This is a genomic window from Pseudonocardia sp. TMWB2A (assembly GCF_017312135.1).
The window spans coordinates 696,858-715,580 of sequence record NZ_QKQY01000001.1 but is presented as its reverse complement, the minus strand read 5'-3'; the positions used below and the strand labels follow the sequence as shown (position 1 = coordinate 715,580).

The following is an 18,723-nucleotide window of genomic DNA, read 5'->3' as shown; positions in this document are numbered from 1 at the left end:
ACATGACCGGCGCATCGGGAACGGGGCATATGATTGAAGGAAAAGACGCCGCCAAGGCCGCATTGCAGGCCGGACGCCCCGCTTTATTGTGGCAGCGGCAGGTGGCCGATACCGACACGCCAATGTCGGCGGCCTTGAAGCTGGTCGAGCCGGGACGCGGCGACTGGCTGCTCGAATCAGTCGAAGGCGGCGAAGTGCGCGGGCGCTACAGCCTTATCGGCCTTGCCCCTGACCTCATGTTCCGCGCACGCGGCGATCAGGCGGAAATCAATGCCTGTTGGGCAGAAGATAAGGAAGCCTTCAGCCCCTGCCCCGTGCCGACGCTCGATGCGTTGCGCGCATTGGTCGCGCAATGCCGCATTGATGTGCCGTCCGAACTTCCGCGCGCCTTGGCCTGTCTTGTCGGCTATTTTTCTTACGAGACGATTGGCCTTATCGAGCGCCTCCCGCGCCCTGCAGAAAATGACCTCGGCGTGCCGGACATGCTGTTCGTGCGCCCGACCGTCATTCTGATTTTTGACCGGCTGGCGGATGAACTGTTCATCATAGCGCCTGTTTGGCCGCGTGAAGGCGCTGACGAAGATGCGCTCATCGCGGCGGCATCGGAACGTATAGACATGGCCGCCGCACGGCTCGCCGGAGCTTTGCCCGCCGCCGCACGGCTCGACAGTGAGATGGTGCCGGATGAGATGGCGCTTGCTCCCCAACTTGCGCCGGGCCGCTATGGCGAAATGGTCGCCACCGCCAAAGACTATATTGTTGCAGGCGACATATTTCAGGTGGTGCTGGCGCAGCGTTTTACCTGCCCCTTCCCGCTCCCGCCGCTCAATCTCTACCGCAGCCTGCGCCGCGTAAATCCTTCACCTTTCCTTTATTATCTCGACCTGCCGGGCTTTGCGCTGATCGGCTCCAGCCCTGAAATATTGGTGCGCGCGCGCGAAGGCGAGGTCACAATCCGCCCGATTGCCGGCACCCGCCCGCGTGGCAAAACGGCGGAGGAGGATGCGGCCAATCAGGTCAGCCTGCTCGCCGACCCCAAGGAACGCGCCGAGCATTTGATGTTACTCGACCTTGGCCGCAACGATGTGGGCCGCGTCGCAAGCGCGGGAAGCGTGACCGTCACCGACAGTTTCATGGTCGAACGCTATAGCCATGTCATGCATATCGTCTCCAATGTGACCGGCAAGCTTGCGCCCGAAAAGGATGCGATTGACGCGCTATTCGCCGGTTTCCCCGCAGGCACCGTATCGGGCGCGCCCAAGGTCCGCGCCTGTGAAATCATCGCCGAACTGGAGCAGGAAACGCGCGGCGCTTATGCGGGCGGCGTCGGCTATTTTTCGCCCGACGGCAATATGGATAGCTGCATCGTATTACGCACCGCAGTCGTCAAGGACGGCATGATGCACGTCCAATCCGGCGCAGGCATCGTCGCCGACAGCGACTCCGCCTATGAGCAGCGCGAATGTGAAGCCAAAGCAGGTGCCTTGCTCGCCGCTGCGCGCGAGGCGGTACGCCAAGCGCAGACAAGCGGCTACGGGCAGTGAAGGACGCGCCATGATACTCGTTATCGACAATTATGATAGCTTCACATGGAATCTTGTCCATTATCTCATGGAGTTAGGGGCAGAAGTTCAGGTTGTCCGTAATGATGCCATGACTGCGAGCGAGGCGCTGGTGTCGGGGGCGAGCGCGTTTCTGCTCTCGCCCGGCCCCTGCACCCCCAATGAGGCGGGCATCAGCCTTGATCTGGTTGCAGCCTGTGCGGAGGCGCGCCTGCCTTTGCTCGGCGTATGCCTCGGCCATCAATCCATCGGCCAGCATTTTGGCGGCAAAGTGGTGCGCGGCGGTTTGATGCACGGCAAAACTTCGCCGGTCAGCCATGACAGTAGCGGCTTGTTCAAGAGCCTGCCCTCGCCCTTCACCGCGACGCGCTACCATTCGCTGATCGTCGAAGATATTCCCGAAAGCCTGATCGTCAACGCGACCGCCGATGATGGATCGGTCATGGGCTTTCGTCACAAAGAGCTTCCGATCCACAGCGTCCAATTCCATCCCGAAAGCATCGCTACCGAATATGGCCATGAAATGCTCGCCAATTTCCTTGAAATCGCCGGAATTCCGGTGCGCGCGCGGGTGACGTCATGACGCGCCTTCCCGATACCGCCGCGCCGCTCTCCGCCGATGAAGCCTTGGCCGCCTTCGCCGATTTGCTCGATGGCAATGTGCGCGATGACGAGGATGTTGCGCGCTTCCTCATCGGCCTTACCGAACGGGGCGAAACTGCCGAAGAAATCGCAGCCGCCGCCCAAGCGATGCGCGAGCGCGTCATTCCGGTGAACGCGCCCGCCAATGCCATCGACGTATGTGGCACGGGCGGCGACGGGCATCATACGCTCAACGTCTCGACCGCCGTTTCGCTGGTGGTTGCGGCTTGCGATGTGCCGGTCGCCAAACATGGTAACCGCGCGGCATCGTCGAAAGCGGGGGCAGCGGACACGCTCGAAGCCCTCGGCCTCGACCTTACCAAAGCCGCCGCCAATGCCGAAGCGACCTTAAGCGATATCGGCATCTGCTTCCTTTTTGCCGCAAACCATCATCCGGCGATGAAATGGCTGCAACCGATCCGCCAGAAAATCGGGCGGCGCACCATTTTCAACCTGATGGGGCCGCTCGCTAACCCCGCCCAAGTGACGCGCCAGCTTCTCGGCATTGCGCGCCCTGCCTATATTCCGATCTATGCCGACGCGCTCTATAAGCTTGGCACCGACAAAAGCTTTGTCGTGTCGGGCGATGAAGGTTTGGACGAATTATCGCTGGCGGGCGGCAATGAAGTTGCGGTCATCACCCGCGATGGCGTGCGGATGCAGCGCGCGAGCGCGGCAGAAGCCGGACTTCAAACCTATCCGGTCGAGGCCATTCGCGGCGGAAGTCCTGCGGAAAATGCCGCGGCGCTAAAACGCCTGCTCGAAGGCGAGCGCGGGGCCTATCGCGATGCGGTGCTGTTCAACGCTGCCGCCGCGCTGATGATTGCCGACGAGGTCGATAGTTTCGAGGACGGCGTCGAAGAAGCCGCCGAAGCCATCGACAAGGGGCTGGCCAACGCCCTTTTGAATTGCTGGATTGCGAGTAGCCAATGACCAACAAGCTTGACGAAATTTGCGCGACCAAGCGCGACGAAGTGGCGGCGCGCAAGGCCGCTGTCACGCTCGCAGAGCTTGCCGACAAGGCCGCTGCGCAAACCCCGCCGCGCGGATTTGAAGCGGCGCTGCGCCGCACCATCGACGATGGCCGTTTTGCGCTGATTGCCGAAATCAAGAAAGCCTCGCCGTCCAAGGGCCTCATCCGTGCGGATTTTGACCCGCCCGCCCATGCGGTCGCTTATGAAAAGGGCGGCGCGACCTGTTTGTCTGTGCTGACCGACGCGCCTTTTTTCCAAGGATCGGAAGATTATCTCGTCGCCGCGCGCGCTGCCTGTGCGCTGCCCGTGCTGCGCAAGGACTTCATGGTCGATCCCTGGCAAGTGCTGGAAGCCCGCTCCATCGGCGCCGATGCGATCCTCATCATTGTTGCAGCGCTCGAAGATGGTCTTATGCGCGAAATTGAAGATACAGCGCGCAATCTTGGCATGAGCATATTGGTCGAAGTCCATGACGAAGCCGAACTGGACCGCGCCTTGACCCATCTTCAATCGCAATTAATCGGCGTCAATAACCGCAACCTCAAGACGTTTGAAACCGACCTTGCGACCACCGAAAGGCTGGCCGCGCTGGTGCCGGAGACGCATATATTGGTCGGGGAAAGCGGGATTAATACCCATGCGGACTGTGTGCGTCTCGCCCAGCATGGCGTCAAAAGCTTCCTTGTCGGGGAAAGCCTGATGCGTCAACAGGATGTCGAATCCGCCACCCGCGCCTTGCTCGGCGGCTAAGTCCGCCTCGCACAATGGTATAAAGCCATAGAGATAAGCCGCGCCTCTCCTGCGCGCTTATCGCCCACCCGCCACGTTACATCGTGCTACGCGCGCCTTGTTCATCTGGGAGCAAGGAAACGGGCGCTTTTGTGCGTGAGGCGGGGGGCAAATGTCAGGAGAGACACATGAAATATTCCTTGAAATGGGCGATTCCGATGGCACTGGCGAGCGCCGGACTGGCCGGAACAGCCATTGCCCAAGATGCGCCGCCTCCGCCCCCTCCGGCTGAGGTAGAAGCGCCGCCGCCCGCAGCACCGCCGGCGCCGCCGCCGCCCGATGCCCCCATGCCGCCCGCGCCGCCTCCGCCGCCGGGAGAACCCATGCCGGAGCCCCCGGCACCGCCACCGGCTGCCGATCCGACGGTTCCGCCGCCACCCGAGGCCGCACCGCCAGCCCCCCCTGCCGCGCCTCCGGTGCAGACAATGGCCCCGCCTGCGGCCTTGCCCGCCCCGCCGCCGCCGCCGGCCGAATATCCGGTGTGCAGCAAGACGGTGACCGATAATTGCATCAATCCGTCGGAGCGTCCGCGCACCAAAAAGGCGGCCAAGAAACCGCGCCGTTAATAATAACCATAACTTCCTTGGTTAACCTCATGCCCGGCTGGCCCCTCCAAACAGCCGGGCATCTTTTTGCGGGATATGCTTGCGGTTTATACGTATGTTCCCTAACTGTTCACCGGTGACTCACCCGATTAGCAGCGAACCCGAACCGGCCTATCTTGCCGGACTGAACCCGCCCCAGCGCGACGCCGTATTGACGACCGAAGGTCCGGTGCTGGTGTTGGCCGGTGCAGGCACGGGCAAGACCGCAGCCCTCACCGCACGGCTTGCCCATCTGATTGCGACCCGCCGCGCCTGGCCGAGTGAAATATTGGCGGTGACCTTCACCAACAAAGCCGCGCGCGAGATGCGCGAACGGGTCGGGCGGATCATCGGCGATGCGGTGGAAGGGATGCCTTGGCTCGGCACATTCCACTCTATTGCCGCCAAAATGCTGCGCCGTCATGCCGAACTGGTGGGGTTGCAGAGCAATTACACCATCCTTGACACCGACGACCAGATCCGCTTGTTGAAACAGCTTATCAATGCTGCGGAACTCGATGAAAAACGCTGGCCCGCGCGCCAGCTTGCCGGATTGATAGACGGGTGGAAAAATCGCGGGCTATTGCCGGGCGAACTTAATGCAGGCGATGCCGAAAGCTATGGTAATGGCATGGGCCAGAAGCTTTATCAGGCCTATCAGGACCGGCTGAAGGCGCTCAATGCCTGTGATTTTGGCGATCTTTTGCTGCACACGCTGACCATCCTCAAAACCCATCGCGATGTGCTGGAAAGCTATCAACAGCGGTTAAAATATATCATGGTGGACGAATATCAGGACACCAATTCCAGCCAATATCTATGGCTGCGCCTGCTCGCCCAGCAGCGCAAGAATATCTGTTGCGTCGGCGATGATGACCAGTCGATCTACTCTTGGCGCGGCGCGGAGGTCGCCAATATATTGCGCTTCGAGCGCGATTTTCCGGGGGCCAAGGTCATCCGGCTTGAGCAGAATTACCGCTCGACCCCGCATATATTGGGTGCGGCGAGCGGCGTCATCCACCATAATAGCGACCGGCTGGGCAAGACATTATGGACCGAGGTGGATAGCGGCGACAAGGTCAAGGTCATCGGTGTGTGGGACGGCCCCGAAGAAGCGCGGCGCGTGGGCGAAACCATCGACACGCTGCAACGGCAGGGCGCGAGCCTTGACGATATTGCCATTCTCGTGCGCGCGCAGTTCCAGACGCGCGAGTTTGAGGACCGTTTCATCGCGACCGGCCTGTCCTACCGCATTGTCGGGGGTTTCCGCTTCTATGAACGCGCGGAAATCCGCGATGCGCTCGCCTATTTGCGGGTCATCCACCAGCCCGCCGATGATCTGGCCTTGGAGCGTATCATCAATGTCCCCAAGCGCGGATTGGGCGACAAAGCGGTGGCGCGGGTGCAAAGCTTTGCCCGCGCGCAACGTATCCCGCTATTACAGGCCGCGGCCGATATTCTCGGCACCGATGAATTAACCCCGCAAGCGCGGCGCTCCTTAGGCAATTTTGTCGCCAATGTCCGGCGCTGGCGCGACATGACCAACAGCCTTCCCCATGCCGAACTGGCGCGGCTGGTGCTGGACGAGTCCGGTTATACCGCAGCCTTGCAGGCCGAACGCAGCACCGAAGCCGCCGGACGGCTGGAAAACCTCACCGAACTGGTGCGCGCGATGGAGGAATATGAAAGCCTCGATGCGTTCCTCGAACATGTCAGCCTTGTCATGGAAAATGATGCGCAGTCGGACGAACCCAAGGTTACAATCATGACCATCCACGCCGCCAAGGGTTTGGAATTTGGCCATGTGTTTCTGGCAGGCTGGGAAGATGGCGTGTTCCCCTCGCAACGTGCGCTCGACGAAGGCGGGGCGGCGAGCCTCGAAGAAGAACGCCGCTTGGCCTATGTCGCAATCACGCGTGCGCGGCATAGCTGCACCATCTTCCATGCGGCCAACCGGCGCATTTACGGGCAATGGACCAGCTCGATCCCGTCACGCTTTATCGGCGAATTGCCCGACGACCATGTCCTCCACGAAACCAGCATGGCGGGTGGGGAATCGCTGTGGCGCGCCAATTGGACGAGCCATGCCGACCCGTTCGCCCATGTCGCGCGCGGGACGGGGCGCGGCCCGGGCTGGCAGCGCGGGCAGCAACGCTCGACCAGCGGCAATTATGACCCTGCGCCCACGCGCGTCATCGAAAGCCGCGCCAGCGCCGTATCGCTCGGCAATAAGGGGCGCGGCGATGTCAGCGTCGGCCAGCGCATTTTCCACGAAAAATTCGGCTATGGCGTGATCGAGGAAATTGAAGGCAACAAGCTGGAAATTACATTCGAGCAAGCAGGCCGCAAACGGGTATTGGATTCTTTTGTCAAACCGGCTTAAAGGCGCATACCCGCCATTTTTGAAGGGATAGAAAAGCTGTCTTGGACACAGCCAGTTTACGCGCTTAAAGGGGCGGCGTGATAACGACCGACTCTTCTTCCGCAAAGCCCGTCCACCCCCTTTCCATCGGCGATTATCGCCTGTTTCTGGTCGCGCGCTTTTCGGCGGTTTTCGCGACTATGGCGATGATTGTTATCATCGGGTGGCAAGTTTATGATGTCGCCCGCTCCGATTATGGGATGACGCCCAAAGAAGCCTCGTTCCAGCTTGGTTTGATTGGCGCAGCACAGTTTATCCCCTTATTCTTGCTCGCCCCCGTTGCGGGCTGGGTCGCCGACCGGTTCGAACGCCGCACCGTCGCGCGTTTTGCCAATAGTATCGATATGCTGATCGCGCTTGCCTTGGGGTGGATGACCTATAGCGGCACGCTCACCCTGCCCGCCTTATTCGCCGTCGCGGTCGCGCATGGCGTGGCGCGCAGCTTTGTGGGGCCGTCCATGTCGGCGCTCGCCCCCAATCTGGTGCCGCCCGCCTCCTTGCCGCAAGCGATTGCGCTCAGCAGCATCGCTTGGCAGTCGGCCTCGGTCATCGGCCCTGCGGTTGCGGGCTTCCTCTATGCCGCCCACCCCGCATCGCCTTACTGGATGAGCGCAGGCCTGCTTGGCCTCGGCAGTCTGGCGCTGTCCTTTATCAAGCCGGTGCGCGCGCCGTCCATCAAGGGCACCGCCCACCCTTTACAACAGATGGTCGACGGGCTGCGCTATGTGCGCCGTCGCCGCTTCCTTTTGGGTGCGATCACGCTCGACCTGTTTGCGGTGTTGCTTGCCGGGGCGACCGCGATGCTGCCTGTCTATGCGCGCGACATTTTGCATGTCGGGCCGGAAGGTTTGGGGCAGATGCGCGCGGCCCCTGCCATCGGGGCGGCTTTGGTGGCGCTATTCTTTGTCTGGCGTCCGCTCAAAACCGAAGTCGGCCTCAAAATGCTGCTCGCGGTCGGCGCGTTCGGCGCGATTACCGCAGCGTTCGGCTTTTCCAAAAGCCTGACGCTATCGCTCGCATTACTTGTCGCAATGGGCGCGGCCGATATGTTTTCAGTTTATGTCCGCTCCAGCCTCATCCAGCTTCACACCCCCGATGAAATGCGCGGGCGCGTCAGTTCGGTCGGGCAAATCGCCATTTCCGCCTCCAATGAATTGGGCGAAACCCGCGCCGGATTTATGGCCGCTTTACTGGGGCCTGTCGGTGCCGTCGTATGGGGCGGCGCGGCAGCGGTTGTCGTGACGGGCCTATGGGCCTATATTTTCCCTGAGTTACGTCAGGCCAAGAATTTCGATCCACCAAAGGAGATCAACTGATGAAATTTGCCAATGTTCTGGAAACCATCGGTAACACCCCGCATATCCGCATGAACCGCCTGTTCGGGGATGCCGAAGTGTGGATCAAGTCCGAACGCGCCAATCCGGGCGGATCTATCAAGGACCGTATCGGCCTTGCGATGATCGAAGCGGCGGAAAAAAGCGGTGCCTTGAAACCCGGCGGCACGATTGTCGAGCCGACCAGCGGCAATACCGGTGTCGGCCTTGCAATGGCTGCGGCGGTCAAGGGTTACAAGCTCATCCTCGTCATGCCCGAATCCATGTCGATCGAGCGCCGCCGCCTGATGCTGGCCTATGGCGCAAGCTTTGACCTGACGCCCAAGGAAAAGGGCATGAAGGGCGCGATCGAGCGCGCGATTGAAATTGTCGAACAGACCCCCGGCGCATGGATGCCGCAGCAATTTGAAAATCCGGCCAATATCGACGTGCATGAACGCACCACCGCGCAGGAAATCCTGAACGATTTCGCCGATACGCCGCTCGATGCGATTATCACCGGCGTTGGCACTGGCGGCCATATTAGCGGCGTTGCGCGCGTTCTCAAAAAAGCTTGGCCGAACCTTCAGATATTTGCGGTCGAGCCGGTTCTGTCGCCGGTTATTTCAGGCGGACAGCCGGGGCCGCACCCGATCCAGGGCATTGGCGCAGGCTTCATTCCGGCCAATCTTGAAACCCAATTGCTCGATGGCTCAATCCAGGTCGAAGCCGAAGCCGCCAAGGATATGGCGCGCCGTTCGGCGAGCGAAGAAGGTTTGCTCGTCGGCATATCGTCGGGGGCAACGCTTGCCGCCATCGCGCAAAAGCTCAAGGAATTGCCCGCAGGCAGCCGCGTGCTCGGTTTCAACTATGATACCGGCGAACGCTATCTGAGCGTTCCTGACTTCCTTCCGGAAGCGGGATAAGCTAAAGACGCGGGCTGGATGGATTTTTCATTGCCCGACACCGGCGCACCGACGCCGCAATCACAACGCCTGTCCGGTATAGAGCCGGACGGGTTGCGGCGCTCTGACTTCTCGCCTCAGCGCCCGGGCGGATGGACGCGGTTCAAGCGCGACCATATCATCGTGCTGATGGCTGCCTTGCTCGCGCTCGCGGTGATTATCATCGGCGCGGTGTCGATGCGCGGCGGCTTGGGTGGGGCTGCGACCAATACCTCGCCAAGCGTCGGCGCGCGGCAAGCGGATGAATTTGGCGCCCTCCCCGCCGAAGCCTTACCCGAAGTACAGCCCAACGAAATATTGGTGGTCGCGCCCAATGATGCCAAGGCGATTAACGCCCGCGTAGCTTTTTCGACCGCGCCTAATCCCGCCGCGCGGCCGTTTATTTTTGCAGGGGGCATTGAAGATCGCGCGCGCGCGTCTGACTGCCTTGCAGCAGCGGTTCTCTACGAAGCGGGCGATGATGCGGTTGGGCAGCAGGCGGTGGCTCAGGTTGTCCTCAATCGCGCGCGCCACCCTGCTTATCCAAGCACCGTATGCGGCGTGGTGTTCCAAGGGTCGGAGCGGCGCACCGGTTGCCAGTTCACCTTCACCTGCGATGGCGCATTGAACCGCCAATATTCGGCGGCGGCATGGGACCGCGCGCGCGGGGTCGCGGGGATGGCGCTGGCCGGTTATGTCTATGCGCCGGTAGGCCTTGCGACCCATTATCATACCGACTGGGTGGTCCCTTATTGGAGCGACAGCCTTGAGAAAATCACGGCGGTCGGCACGCATCTTTTCTTTCGTTGGCCGGGTGGATGGGGCAAGCCTGCCGCGTTCCGCCAGCGTAGCAATGGTGTCGAACCCGGCATCGGCAAAATGGCCAAGCTCTCCCCTGCCCATGCGCTTGCGCTTGGCGGTGCGGGGGTTGAACTGGCGGACGCAGGCGATGCGGCGTCGGCTCTTGATGCCGAGGTGGCGGCAGTAACCATTCCGGCGACCGCGACCTTGCGCACCGACGCAGGCGGGCGCGTCACCGGCACGATTACGCCCAGCACCACCGCAACGACCGGCGAGGCGATTGTCATCACGCTCAATAGAGCGAGCGATCCCGATAGTTTCGAAGCCTTGGCGCGCAGCAAATGCGGCGACAAAAGCTATTGCAAAGTATTGGGTTGGACCAATGCGGCCAAGGTCGCGACCTCGGGTGATGTGAGCGAGGACCAACGTGCGGCGATGTCGTTCAGCTTCCTCCGCAACAATAATGCGGGCTTTGAAAAGGCGCTATGGAATTGCAAGGAATTCCCGCGCCCCAACAAGAAAGAATGTATGCGCGGCGTTTGACCGCGTGAAGGTAGCGCGCCCTTATTGCGTCAAGCGTTCTGCCTCTGCGGCGCTCGCGCTATCGTCGCCCCCTTCTTCATCATCGCGTTTATAGCAAAAGCGGTTGCGGTCTGTTTCCCAATAATTGGCACGGCCCTTGCGGCGGCCACGCGCTTCGGCGATGCGGCGGCGGAAGCCTTTGAACAGGCCGCGCTGCGACATGGGTTCAAAAAAGCCGTCGGCGCTTTTGGGGTCGAGCAATTCATTGTCGGCGATAAATTTGTCGAGGCCGTCCGGTTCTTCAATCTCCAACGTGCGCAGCGAACGGCCTTCGGGTTTCTGGAAGGCATGTATGGTCGCCAGCAGGCTACCGGTTTCGGCAAATTTATCCGCGATTTCGGAAGGGTCAACGTCGAGATGCTCGGCCATCAACTGCGTTCTGAACGCGCCGATTTCCAATATATTATCATCGCCCTCCTGTGCTTCCAGCATCACATCACATTCACTGTCCAGCCCCAACGAGCGATTATTCAAGTTGGACGAACCGATGCGCAGCATCCGGTCATCGACAATCATCAGCTTGGCATGGACATAAATGGCGTTGCCACCCTTCGTCACCGGATAGAAAATGCGGAAGCGGTTTTGCGTGTCGATATTACCGATCGCCTGACAGAGCCGCACTCGCGCGCCATCCATCGCAGTCTGTTCAATCCAGCCATCAGCCTGTACGGGCATGATGATGACGATTTCGGGCGGGTTATCCTCTTGCATCCGGCGCGCAATCGCGGCGGCGATTTCGGGCGCGGTAAAATATTGATTTTCGATATAGATGAATTTTTTGGCAGCGGCGATCATATCGACATAAAGCTGCTCGATCTCGCGGATTTCAGGCAGATTTTCATATTCCGCCCGCGTGCGCGCAATCGCAAGCTGCACATCGGTAAAGTCCGGCTCCACCCCCTCCGGCCATAATTCGTCGGCATCATCTTCCTCGACCGCATCGAGCGGATGTTTGGTCGCAAGTTCCCACCGCTCGCGCCCCAATTCGGCAAGCGCAGTCGCGACATCGCCGTCGATCAGCGTCGTTATATCATGCCACGGCGTATAAAGCTTGCCATTAGGCAAGGTCCGCCGCGGGTCATCGTCCAGATGTTCGGACGTATCCCAGCGCGCGCCGGTCATGTCGATCCCGCCGCAAATCGCGATACTATCGTCAATCACCACGATTTTCTGGTGGTGGCTGCATCCTTTGGGATGCGCGCTGTCGAATTTGAAGGTGATGCGCTTGGTCCGCCACCAGCGATAGAGCATGAGCAAATGGCTGCCCCGGAACAGCGATTTGAGCGCACCGAAATCCCATTTCAAAATGTCGATGCGCAAACCCGGCCGCGATTTGGCAAGGTCGAGGATGAAATTGCCGAGCGATTCTTCGCCCGCACCATCCTCGCTGCGCTCCAGATAGATGCGCGTGTCGAAATCCCAGCCAATCAGCAAAATGCGCGCCTTGGCCTTGAGCATCACCTCATGGACAATATGATAATAGTCCGCCGCATCGACAATCACCTTGACCCTGCCGGCATGTTCGATGCGCCAGCAATTACGTCGCGGTTTTGCGATCCCCGCGCTCCCCTCACCCATGTCGGCTTTTGTCCCTTTCTTTTTCGTCCCTTGGCTAACGCAGGGGCGCGCAGTTTGTTGCGCGGTGAGGAAATACAAAAGAGGTGGCGACAAAAAAGAGGCGGCCCCGAAAGACCGCCTCCTGCTGTTTCGAATGTGCGGTGCCTATCAGGCGCGCGCGAACATGTCCGGGCTTAAGGCCATCACGCTGTCCGAACCGCTTTCGATCTTGCGGCGAAGCGCGCCCGCGTCGGGCATGATGCGTTCGCCATAATAGCGCGCGGTCACAAGCTTGGATTCAAGGAAATCCTTGTCGCCTTCACCCGCTGCCAGCAATTCATTGGCCGCCTTGGCCATACGCAGCCACATCAAGCCGACCACGACAATGCCCATAATGTGCATATAGCTGTGCGCGCCCGCACCGACATTATTGGGGTTGGCCATGCCATTTTGCATGAACCACATGGTCGCGGCCTTCAATTCGCCATTGGCTTTTTCCAGACGACCGGCAAAATCGGCCAGTGCTTCATCATTCTTCGCTTCGGCGACTTCATCATCGACCACCTTGAAGAAAAGCTGGATTGCGCGGCCACCATTTTGGGCAAGCTTGCGACCGACAAGGTCCATCGCCTGAATACCGTTAGTGCCTTCATAGATCATCGCAATACGCGCATCGCGCACATATTGGGACATGCCCCACTCTTCGATATAGCCATGTCCGCCATAGACTTGCTGCGCATTGGTCGCGATGTCATAGCCCTTGTCGGTGCCATAGCCTTTGATAACCGGCGTCAAGAGCGAGATGAGATCGTCAGCGTGCTGGCGCTCTTCTTCGGTCTGCGCAAGATGGGCCAAGTCCACCTGAAGCGCACCCCACAGGCACAAAGCGCGCAAGCCTTCGGTCAGCGCCTTTCCGTCCATCAACATGCGGCGCACATCGGGGTGGACGAACAAAGTGTCCGCCTTTTCGTCCAGATCCTGCGGGCCGGTGAGCGCGCGGCCCTGACGGCGGTCCTGCGCATATTGGACGGCATTCTGGTAGGAAATTTCGCCCTGCGCCAAGCCCTGGATACCTACGCCCAGACGTGCCGCGTTCATCATGATGAACATCGCGGCCAAGCCCTTATTTTCCTCGCCGACCATCCAGCCGGTCGCTCCGTCATAATTCATGACGCAGGTCGAGTTGGCGTGGATCCCCATCTTATGTTCGATAGAGCCGCACGACACCGCGTTGCGCTCGCCCGGCGTGCCATCTTCATTGAGGGTGAATTTGGGAACGATGAACAGCGAAATGCCCTTCACATTGTCCGGCGCGTCCGGCGTTTTGGCGAGAACCAGATGGATGATGTTGCTGGTAAGGTCATGTTCGCCCGACGAAATGAAGATTTTCGTCCCCGAAACCTTGTAGCTGCCATCGCCATTGGGCGCCGCGCGCGTGCGGATGAGGCCAAGGTCCGTCCCGCAATGCGGTTCGGTGAGATTCATGGTGCCGCCCCATTCGCCGGTGATCATCTTGGGAACATAGGTTTCCTTTTGTTCCTGGCTGCCCTTGGCAAGAATGGCTTCGACCGCGCCGTTGGTAAGGCCGGGATACATGGCAAAGGCCATATTGGCCGCCGACATATATTCCGCAAAGGCCGAGCCCAAAATATGCGGCAATGCTTGACCGCCAAATTCTTCCGGTGCCGACAAGGTGCCCCACGCGCCTTCCTTATATTTGGCGAACGCTTCCTTAAAGCCCTTGGGCGTGGTCACGCTGCCATCGTCATGGCGGGTGCAGCCTTCCTGATCCCCCGAATAGTTGAGCGGGAAGGTCACCTGCTCGACAAATTTTGCGCCTTCGGAAAGGATCGCATCGACCATATCGGGGGTCGCATTTTCAAAACCGGGCAGATTGCCGTAATTTTCAAGGCCGACCACATGGTCCAGCACGAATTTCGTGTCTTTTACCGGCGCGTTATAAACGGGCATGAATTAACTCCTATCGCGTAAGATCGTTAGCAAGGGGTAAGGGGCACGCCTCAGCCGAAATCCTGTGTGCGTTGGCCAAGGGTGAGATCACGGATGGAACGGACAAATTGTTCCAGTTCATCAATCGCGCTGTCGATATCGTCTTTCTGGCGCGTCAACAGGTCGATGCGCGCCTGACAGCGTTCGATGGTGACGCGGCGCTGTTCCTCGCGGCCGTCGCCCACGTCATAAAGGTCGATCATCTCGCGAATTTCGGAAAGGCTGAACCCCACCCGCTTACCGCGCAAAATCCACGCAAGTCGCGCGCGGTCGCGTTTGGAATAAATGCGCGCGAGGCCTTTACGGGCGGGCGCAATCAATCCTTCGTCCTCGTAAAAACGGAGCGCGCGGGCGGTAACCCCGAACTCGTTGGACAAATCGGTGATGCTGTAACTCTCCCGATCCAAAGCATCGGGCGTGTCGATATGCGAGCGGCCAAGATCTTCAGTCATGCGACTCTCTATAATTGACGTTCACGTTAACGTCAAGGGAAAGCGCGCGCCTACGCAAATATTTTACGCTGCGTCACGCAATAAAAATGCGTGAAGTCGTGTCTGGATACAGGATTTAATGCAAAATCAGTCGGCGCGCACCAGCGCTCCACCGGGCAAGATCCGGCGGTAAAAGCAGCTTTTCGCGCCTGTGTGGCAGGTAGGCCCCATCGGTTCGGCGATGACCCACACCGCATCCTGATCACAATCGATCCGCATATCGACCAAGCGCAAGATATGGCCGGACGTTTCGCCCTTTTTCCACAATTTTCCACGGCTGCGCGACCAGAAATGGACTTCGCCCGCGTCGAGCGTCAAGCTGAGCGCCTCTTCATTCATATGCGCGACAACCAGCGGCATCCCGCTCTCCTTGTCGGTGACAACCGCCGTAATCAGCCCGTTGGCATCATATTTGGGGGTTAGCCGGTCGGTGGTTTCCGGGTTGCTTTCTTGTGCATCACTCATGGCCGCTCTGATGGCGTAACCGGACGCGGGCTGCAAGCGTCAGCCCCGGAAAAAAACGGGGGGATGCGCCCTCCTGTCGCATTACCGACATAAAGGGGGCGACAAACGGGGCTATGCTACCTATATGCGCGTCAGAATCATGACAAAGCGGGGCTGCAATGCCTTCCCACGGACATGGACCATGCTGACGACTCACCCATTTGACGACGACAAGCTGCGCGAAGAGTGCGGCATTTTTGGTATTACCGGCGCGGATACCGCCTCCGCTATGGTCGCGCTTGGCCTCCATGCGCTGCAGCATCGCGGGCAGGAAGCGGCTGGCATTACCAGTTTTGACGGCCATGATTTCCACAGCCATCGCGCGATGGGCCATGTGGCGGGCAATTTTGACCGCGACGATGTGATCAAGGCCCTGCCCGGTGAAATGGCTATCGGTCATGTGCGCTATTCGACGGCAGGCGGCGCGGGCTTGCGCAATGTGCAGCCGCTGTTCGCCGAATTGTCGAGCGGCGGCTTTGCGATTGCCCATAACGGCAATATTTCCAATGCAGGCAAGTTGCGCCGCGAACTGGTGCGACGCGGCTCGATTTTCCAATCGACCAGCGACACCGAAACTATCATTCATCTCGTCGCGACCTCCAGCTATCGCACGCTCATCGACCGCTTCATCGACGCGCTGAAACAGGTGGAAGGCGCTTATTCGCTGATCTGCATGACCGCAGAAGGCATGATCGCGTGCCGTGACCCGCTCGGCATCCGTCCGCTCGTCATGGGCAAATTAGGCGATGCGGTGATATTCGCGTCGGAATCCGTGGCGCTTGATGTGGTGGGCGCGGAATTTATCCGTCAGGTCGATGCGGGCGAGATTGTCATTGTGCAAAATGGCGAAATGCGCTCGGTGCGCCCCTTCCCCGACCAGCGCGCGCGGCCTTGCATCTTCGAGCATGTCTATTTTTCGCGCCCCGATTCCATCGTTGATGGCGCATCGGTCTATTCGGTGCGCAAAGCGATCGGCGCACAGCTTGCGATCGAAAGTCCGGTCGAAGCCGACCTCGTCATCCCTGTCCCCGACAGCGGCACACCGGCGGCCATCGGTTATGCGCAGGAATCGGGTATTCCGTTTGAACTGGGCATTATCCGCTCGCACTATGTCGGGCGCACCTTCATCCAGCCTTCGGACAAGGTCCGGCATTTGGGCGTCAAGCTTAAGCATAATGCCAATCGCGCACTGATTACCGGCAAGCGGGTCATTCTGGTTGACGACAGCATTGTGCGTGGCACCACCAGCCTTAAAATCGTGCAAATGATGCGCGATGCGGGCGCGGCAGAAGTGCATATGCGCATCGCCTCCCCGCCGACGCGGCATAGCTGCTTTTATGGCGTCGATACACCTGAACGCGAAAAGCTGCTCGCCGCCAAAATGGACCTTAAGGAAATGACGGACTATATTCAGGCCGACAGCCTTGCTTTCCTCTCCATCGACGGGCTGCACAAAGCCTTGGGCGAAGATGTGCGCGACAATATTGCGCCGCGCCATTGCGATGCCTGCTTCACCGGCGATTATCCGACCGCCCTTACCGACCATGACGAAGTTGCGGTCGAAGACCAATTTTCCCTGCTCGCCGAGCGTATCGTCTGATTAGAAAAATTTAGTTTATGACCGACAAGCCTTTGGACGGGCAGCTTGCCCTTGTGACCGGCGCATCGCGCGGAATAGGTGCGGCCACCGCTGAAGCATTGGCAGCTCTCGGCGCCCATGTCGTGCTGACCGCACGCACCGCCGAAGCGTTGGAAGAGGTGGAGGAGCGTATCCACCAAGCGGGCGGATCGGCGACGATTGCGCCGCTCGACCTTGCCGACGGGGATAGTGTGGCGCGGCTCGCGACCGCGCTTGCGGGACGTTGGAAGGCGCTCGATATATTGGTGTTGAACGCGGCCATTCTTGGCACGTTGACGCCAGTGACGAGCATCGACACCAAGGAATTTAACCGCGTCCTCACGTTGAACCTGCTCGCACAGCAGGCGCTTATCACCGGTTTCGACCCGATGCTGCGCCGTTCCGATGCCGGCAAGGTGATCGCGATTACCTCCAGCGTCGGCCGCGCACCGCGCGCTTATTGGGGCGCTTATGGGGCATCGAAAGCAGCGCTTGAAACTTTGGTCACCGCTTATGGCGATGAAATGGCCAATATTTCAACCGTGCGCACCGCCATCGTCGACCCCGGAGCAACGCGCACGCAAATGCGCGCCAAAGCCTATCCCGGCGAAGATCCGGCCAGCCTCAAAGAGCCTGTGGTGGTCGCCGATGCCATCGCCGCGCTCGTCACGCGCGGCTTTGACAGCACCGAATATCTGGCGCTAGGCCGCTAAAATCCTCATTTTGCGGCGGGTGCTGGTGCCGACGCGGCGGTAGAGGCTGTTTCCGCATCCACCAGCTTCTGCACCGCATTATAAAATTCTTCGCGCGCTGGTCCCAGATCGTCATGATGGGTCGCTTTGGGCCAATTGCCATTGGAGGCAATGATAAGCTTGCGCTTGGGGTCGATGAAAATCCCCTGCCCGAAAATGCCCTGCGCGGCAAAGCTTCCATCATCATTGGTCCACCATTGATAACCATAGCCGCGCCCCGGCGCGCCGGTCGGAGCCTGTTTTGTGGTGGCGGCGGCGAGCCAGTCGTCGGGCAGAACCTTATTCCCGCCCGCAACGCCGCCATTGAGGATGAACTGGCCAAAGCGCGCATAATCGCGCAGCGAGGCCGAAATGCAGCACCCGCTAATCTCGCTCCCCGTTTCGCCGAGCATCCAGATTGCATCCTGCTCCATGCCGAACGGCTTCCATATTTTTTCGCTCAAATAATCGCTCACCGTCTTGCCGGTCGCGCTGGATACCAGAACGCCGATGAGATTGGTCTCGCCGGTTTTATAATCCCATTTGGTGCCGGGAGGGGCTTCGCGCGGTAATTTGCGCATATAGGACACGGTAATATCGACGCCCTTTTCGACCGGCTGTTTGGCGAACAAAGCCACGTCCGATTTGGGGTCGGAATAATCCTCGTTCCACTTGACGCCTGACGTCATGGTGAGCAGTTGCTTGATCGAGACATCATCATAAGCAGAGCCTTTAAGGTCCGGAATATAAAGCGAAACCTTATCATCAAGACTCTTGATGTAGCCATCCTTTACCGCCGCGCCGACCAGCGTCGAGGCAAAGGATTTGGCAACCGAAAAGCTGGTCCAGCGCCCTTCTTTGCTATAACCCATCGCATAGCGTTCAAAACGGATCTTGCCGTCCTGCACGATAATCAGCCCCGCATTGCGTTGCTTGGCCATATATTGGTCAATGTCGAACGGGAAGGTCATCGGCTTGCCTTCGGGCAGCGGATAGACCGGACCACCGGCCTTGATGGTGTGCGAACTGCTCAGCTTTTCAAGCTGGCGAAACGCTGCATCGCGCTGGTCCTGCGTCCAGAACAGAACATTTTTATCCTTGGGGAGATTGGACAGCAATTGCACCGTATCATTATTGCACCCCGCCAGCGCCAGAAATGCCGTCGCCGTTGCGAGCAAAATCCTGCCCTTACCCATAAA

At 59.6% G+C, this 18,723-nt stretch carries 15 protein-coding genes; 10 read left to right on the top strand and 5 right to left on the bottom strand.

What is annotated here, in order from left to right:
* Nucleotides 1-2: 2 nt before the first annotated feature.
* The 8 genes from trpE to DMP17_RS03260 all read left to right on the top strand — a co-directional run bounded on the left by trpE (nucleotide 3) and on the right by DMP17_RS03260 (nucleotide 10,574).
* A complete protein-coding gene (gene trpE / locus DMP17_RS03295; protein WP_337827656.1) occupies nucleotides 3-1,544 on the top strand; it encodes an anthranilate synthase component I in 1,542 nt (513 codons plus the stop codon).
* A gap of 10 nt (nucleotides 1,545-1,554) precedes the next feature.
* Nucleotides 1,555-2,145, top strand: a complete 591-nt coding sequence (locus DMP17_RS03290; RefSeq protein WP_337827655.1) for an anthranilate synthase component II — start codon at nucleotides 1,555-1,557, stop codon at nucleotides 2,143-2,145.
* Nucleotides 2,142-3,137: an anthranilate phosphoribosyltransferase gene (gene trpD, locus DMP17_RS03285; RefSeq protein ID WP_337827654.1), complete on the top strand. Its 996-nt coding sequence runs from the start codon at nucleotides 2,142-2,144 to the stop codon at nucleotides 3,135-3,137. The genes DMP17_RS03290 and trpD overlap by 4 nt, the downstream gene beginning before the upstream one ends.
* Nucleotides 3,134-3,928, top strand: coding sequence for an indole-3-glycerol phosphate synthase TrpC (gene trpC / locus DMP17_RS03280; protein WP_337827653.1), 795 nt, complete (start codon nucleotides 3,134-3,136; stop codon nucleotides 3,926-3,928). Before trpD ends, trpC begins: the two co-directional genes overlap by 4 nt.
* Nucleotides 3,929-4,648: 720 nt before the next feature.
* Complete coding sequence (locus DMP17_RS03275; RefSeq protein WP_337827652.1) at nucleotides 4,649-6,934, top strand: ATP-dependent helicase; 2,286 nt, start codon at nucleotides 4,649-4,651, stop codon at nucleotides 6,932-6,934.
* Nucleotides 6,935-7,011: 77 nt separating this feature from the next.
* On the top strand, nucleotides 7,012-8,289 hold the full coding sequence (locus DMP17_RS03270) for an MFS transporter (RefSeq protein WP_337827651.1): 1,278 nt from the start codon (nucleotides 7,012-7,014) through the stop codon (nucleotides 8,287-8,289).
* Entirely contained in the window at nucleotides 8,289-9,212 is a 924-nt protein-coding gene (gene cysK / locus DMP17_RS03265) for a cysteine synthase A (protein WP_337827650.1), read from the top strand. Before DMP17_RS03270 ends, cysK begins: the two co-directional genes overlap by 1 nt.
* Nucleotides 9,213-9,242: 30 nt before the next feature.
* Nucleotides 9,243-10,574: a cell wall hydrolase gene (locus DMP17_RS03260; RefSeq protein ID WP_337827649.1), complete on the top strand. Its 1,332-nt coding sequence runs from the start codon at nucleotides 9,243-9,245 to the stop codon at nucleotides 10,572-10,574.
* Between the two features lie 21 nt (nucleotides 10,575-10,595).
* Here DMP17_RS03260 and DMP17_RS03255 read toward each other — a convergent pair whose 3' ends face one another.
* From DMP17_RS03255 to hisI, 4 genes are all read right to left on the bottom strand, one after another.
* On the bottom strand, nucleotides 10,596-12,191 hold the full coding sequence (locus DMP17_RS03255) for a phospholipase D-like domain-containing protein (protein WP_337827648.1): 1,596 nt from the start codon (nucleotides 12,189-12,191) through the stop codon (nucleotides 10,596-10,598).
* Between the two features lie 147 nt (nucleotides 12,192-12,338).
* The gene (locus DMP17_RS03250; RefSeq protein WP_337827647.1) at nucleotides 12,339-14,141 is read right to left on the bottom strand and encodes an acyl-CoA dehydrogenase C-terminal domain-containing protein; all 1,803 of its coding nucleotides are present in this window, start codon (nucleotides 14,139-14,141) and stop codon (nucleotides 12,339-12,341) included.
* A gap of 50 nt (nucleotides 14,142-14,191) precedes the next feature.
* Complete coding sequence (locus DMP17_RS03245; protein ID WP_337827646.1) at nucleotides 14,192-14,632, bottom strand: MerR family transcriptional regulator; 441 nt, start codon at nucleotides 14,630-14,632, stop codon at nucleotides 14,192-14,194.
* A gap of 126 nt (nucleotides 14,633-14,758) precedes the next feature.
* Nucleotides 14,759-15,136: a phosphoribosyl-AMP cyclohydrolase gene (hisI, locus tag DMP17_RS03240; protein ID WP_337827645.1), complete on the bottom strand. Its 378-nt coding sequence runs from the start codon at nucleotides 15,134-15,136 to the stop codon at nucleotides 14,759-14,761.
* A 124-nt stretch (nucleotides 15,137-15,260) separates the two neighbouring features.
* Between hisI and purF the strand changes: the two genes are divergently transcribed.
* Nucleotides 15,261-16,775: an amidophosphoribosyltransferase gene (gene purF, locus DMP17_RS03235; RefSeq protein ID WP_337827644.1), complete on the top strand. Its 1,515-nt coding sequence runs from the start codon at nucleotides 15,261-15,263 to the stop codon at nucleotides 16,773-16,775.
* Nucleotides 16,776-16,792: 17 nt separating this feature from the next.
* On the top strand, nucleotides 16,793-17,506 hold the full coding sequence (locus DMP17_RS03230) for an SDR family NAD(P)-dependent oxidoreductase (protein ID WP_337827643.1): 714 nt from the start codon (nucleotides 16,793-16,795) through the stop codon (nucleotides 17,504-17,506).
* 5 nt (nucleotides 17,507-17,511) lie between these two features.
* On the opposite strand, the gene DMP17_RS03225 is transcribed toward DMP17_RS03230, so the two are convergent.
* Nucleotides 17,512-18,720 (bottom strand): serine hydrolase domain-containing protein, encoded by a 1,209-nt coding sequence (locus DMP17_RS03225; protein ID WP_337827642.1) that lies wholly within the window; start codon nucleotides 18,718-18,720, stop codon nucleotides 17,512-17,514.
* Nucleotides 18,721-18,723 lie beyond the last annotated feature (3 nt).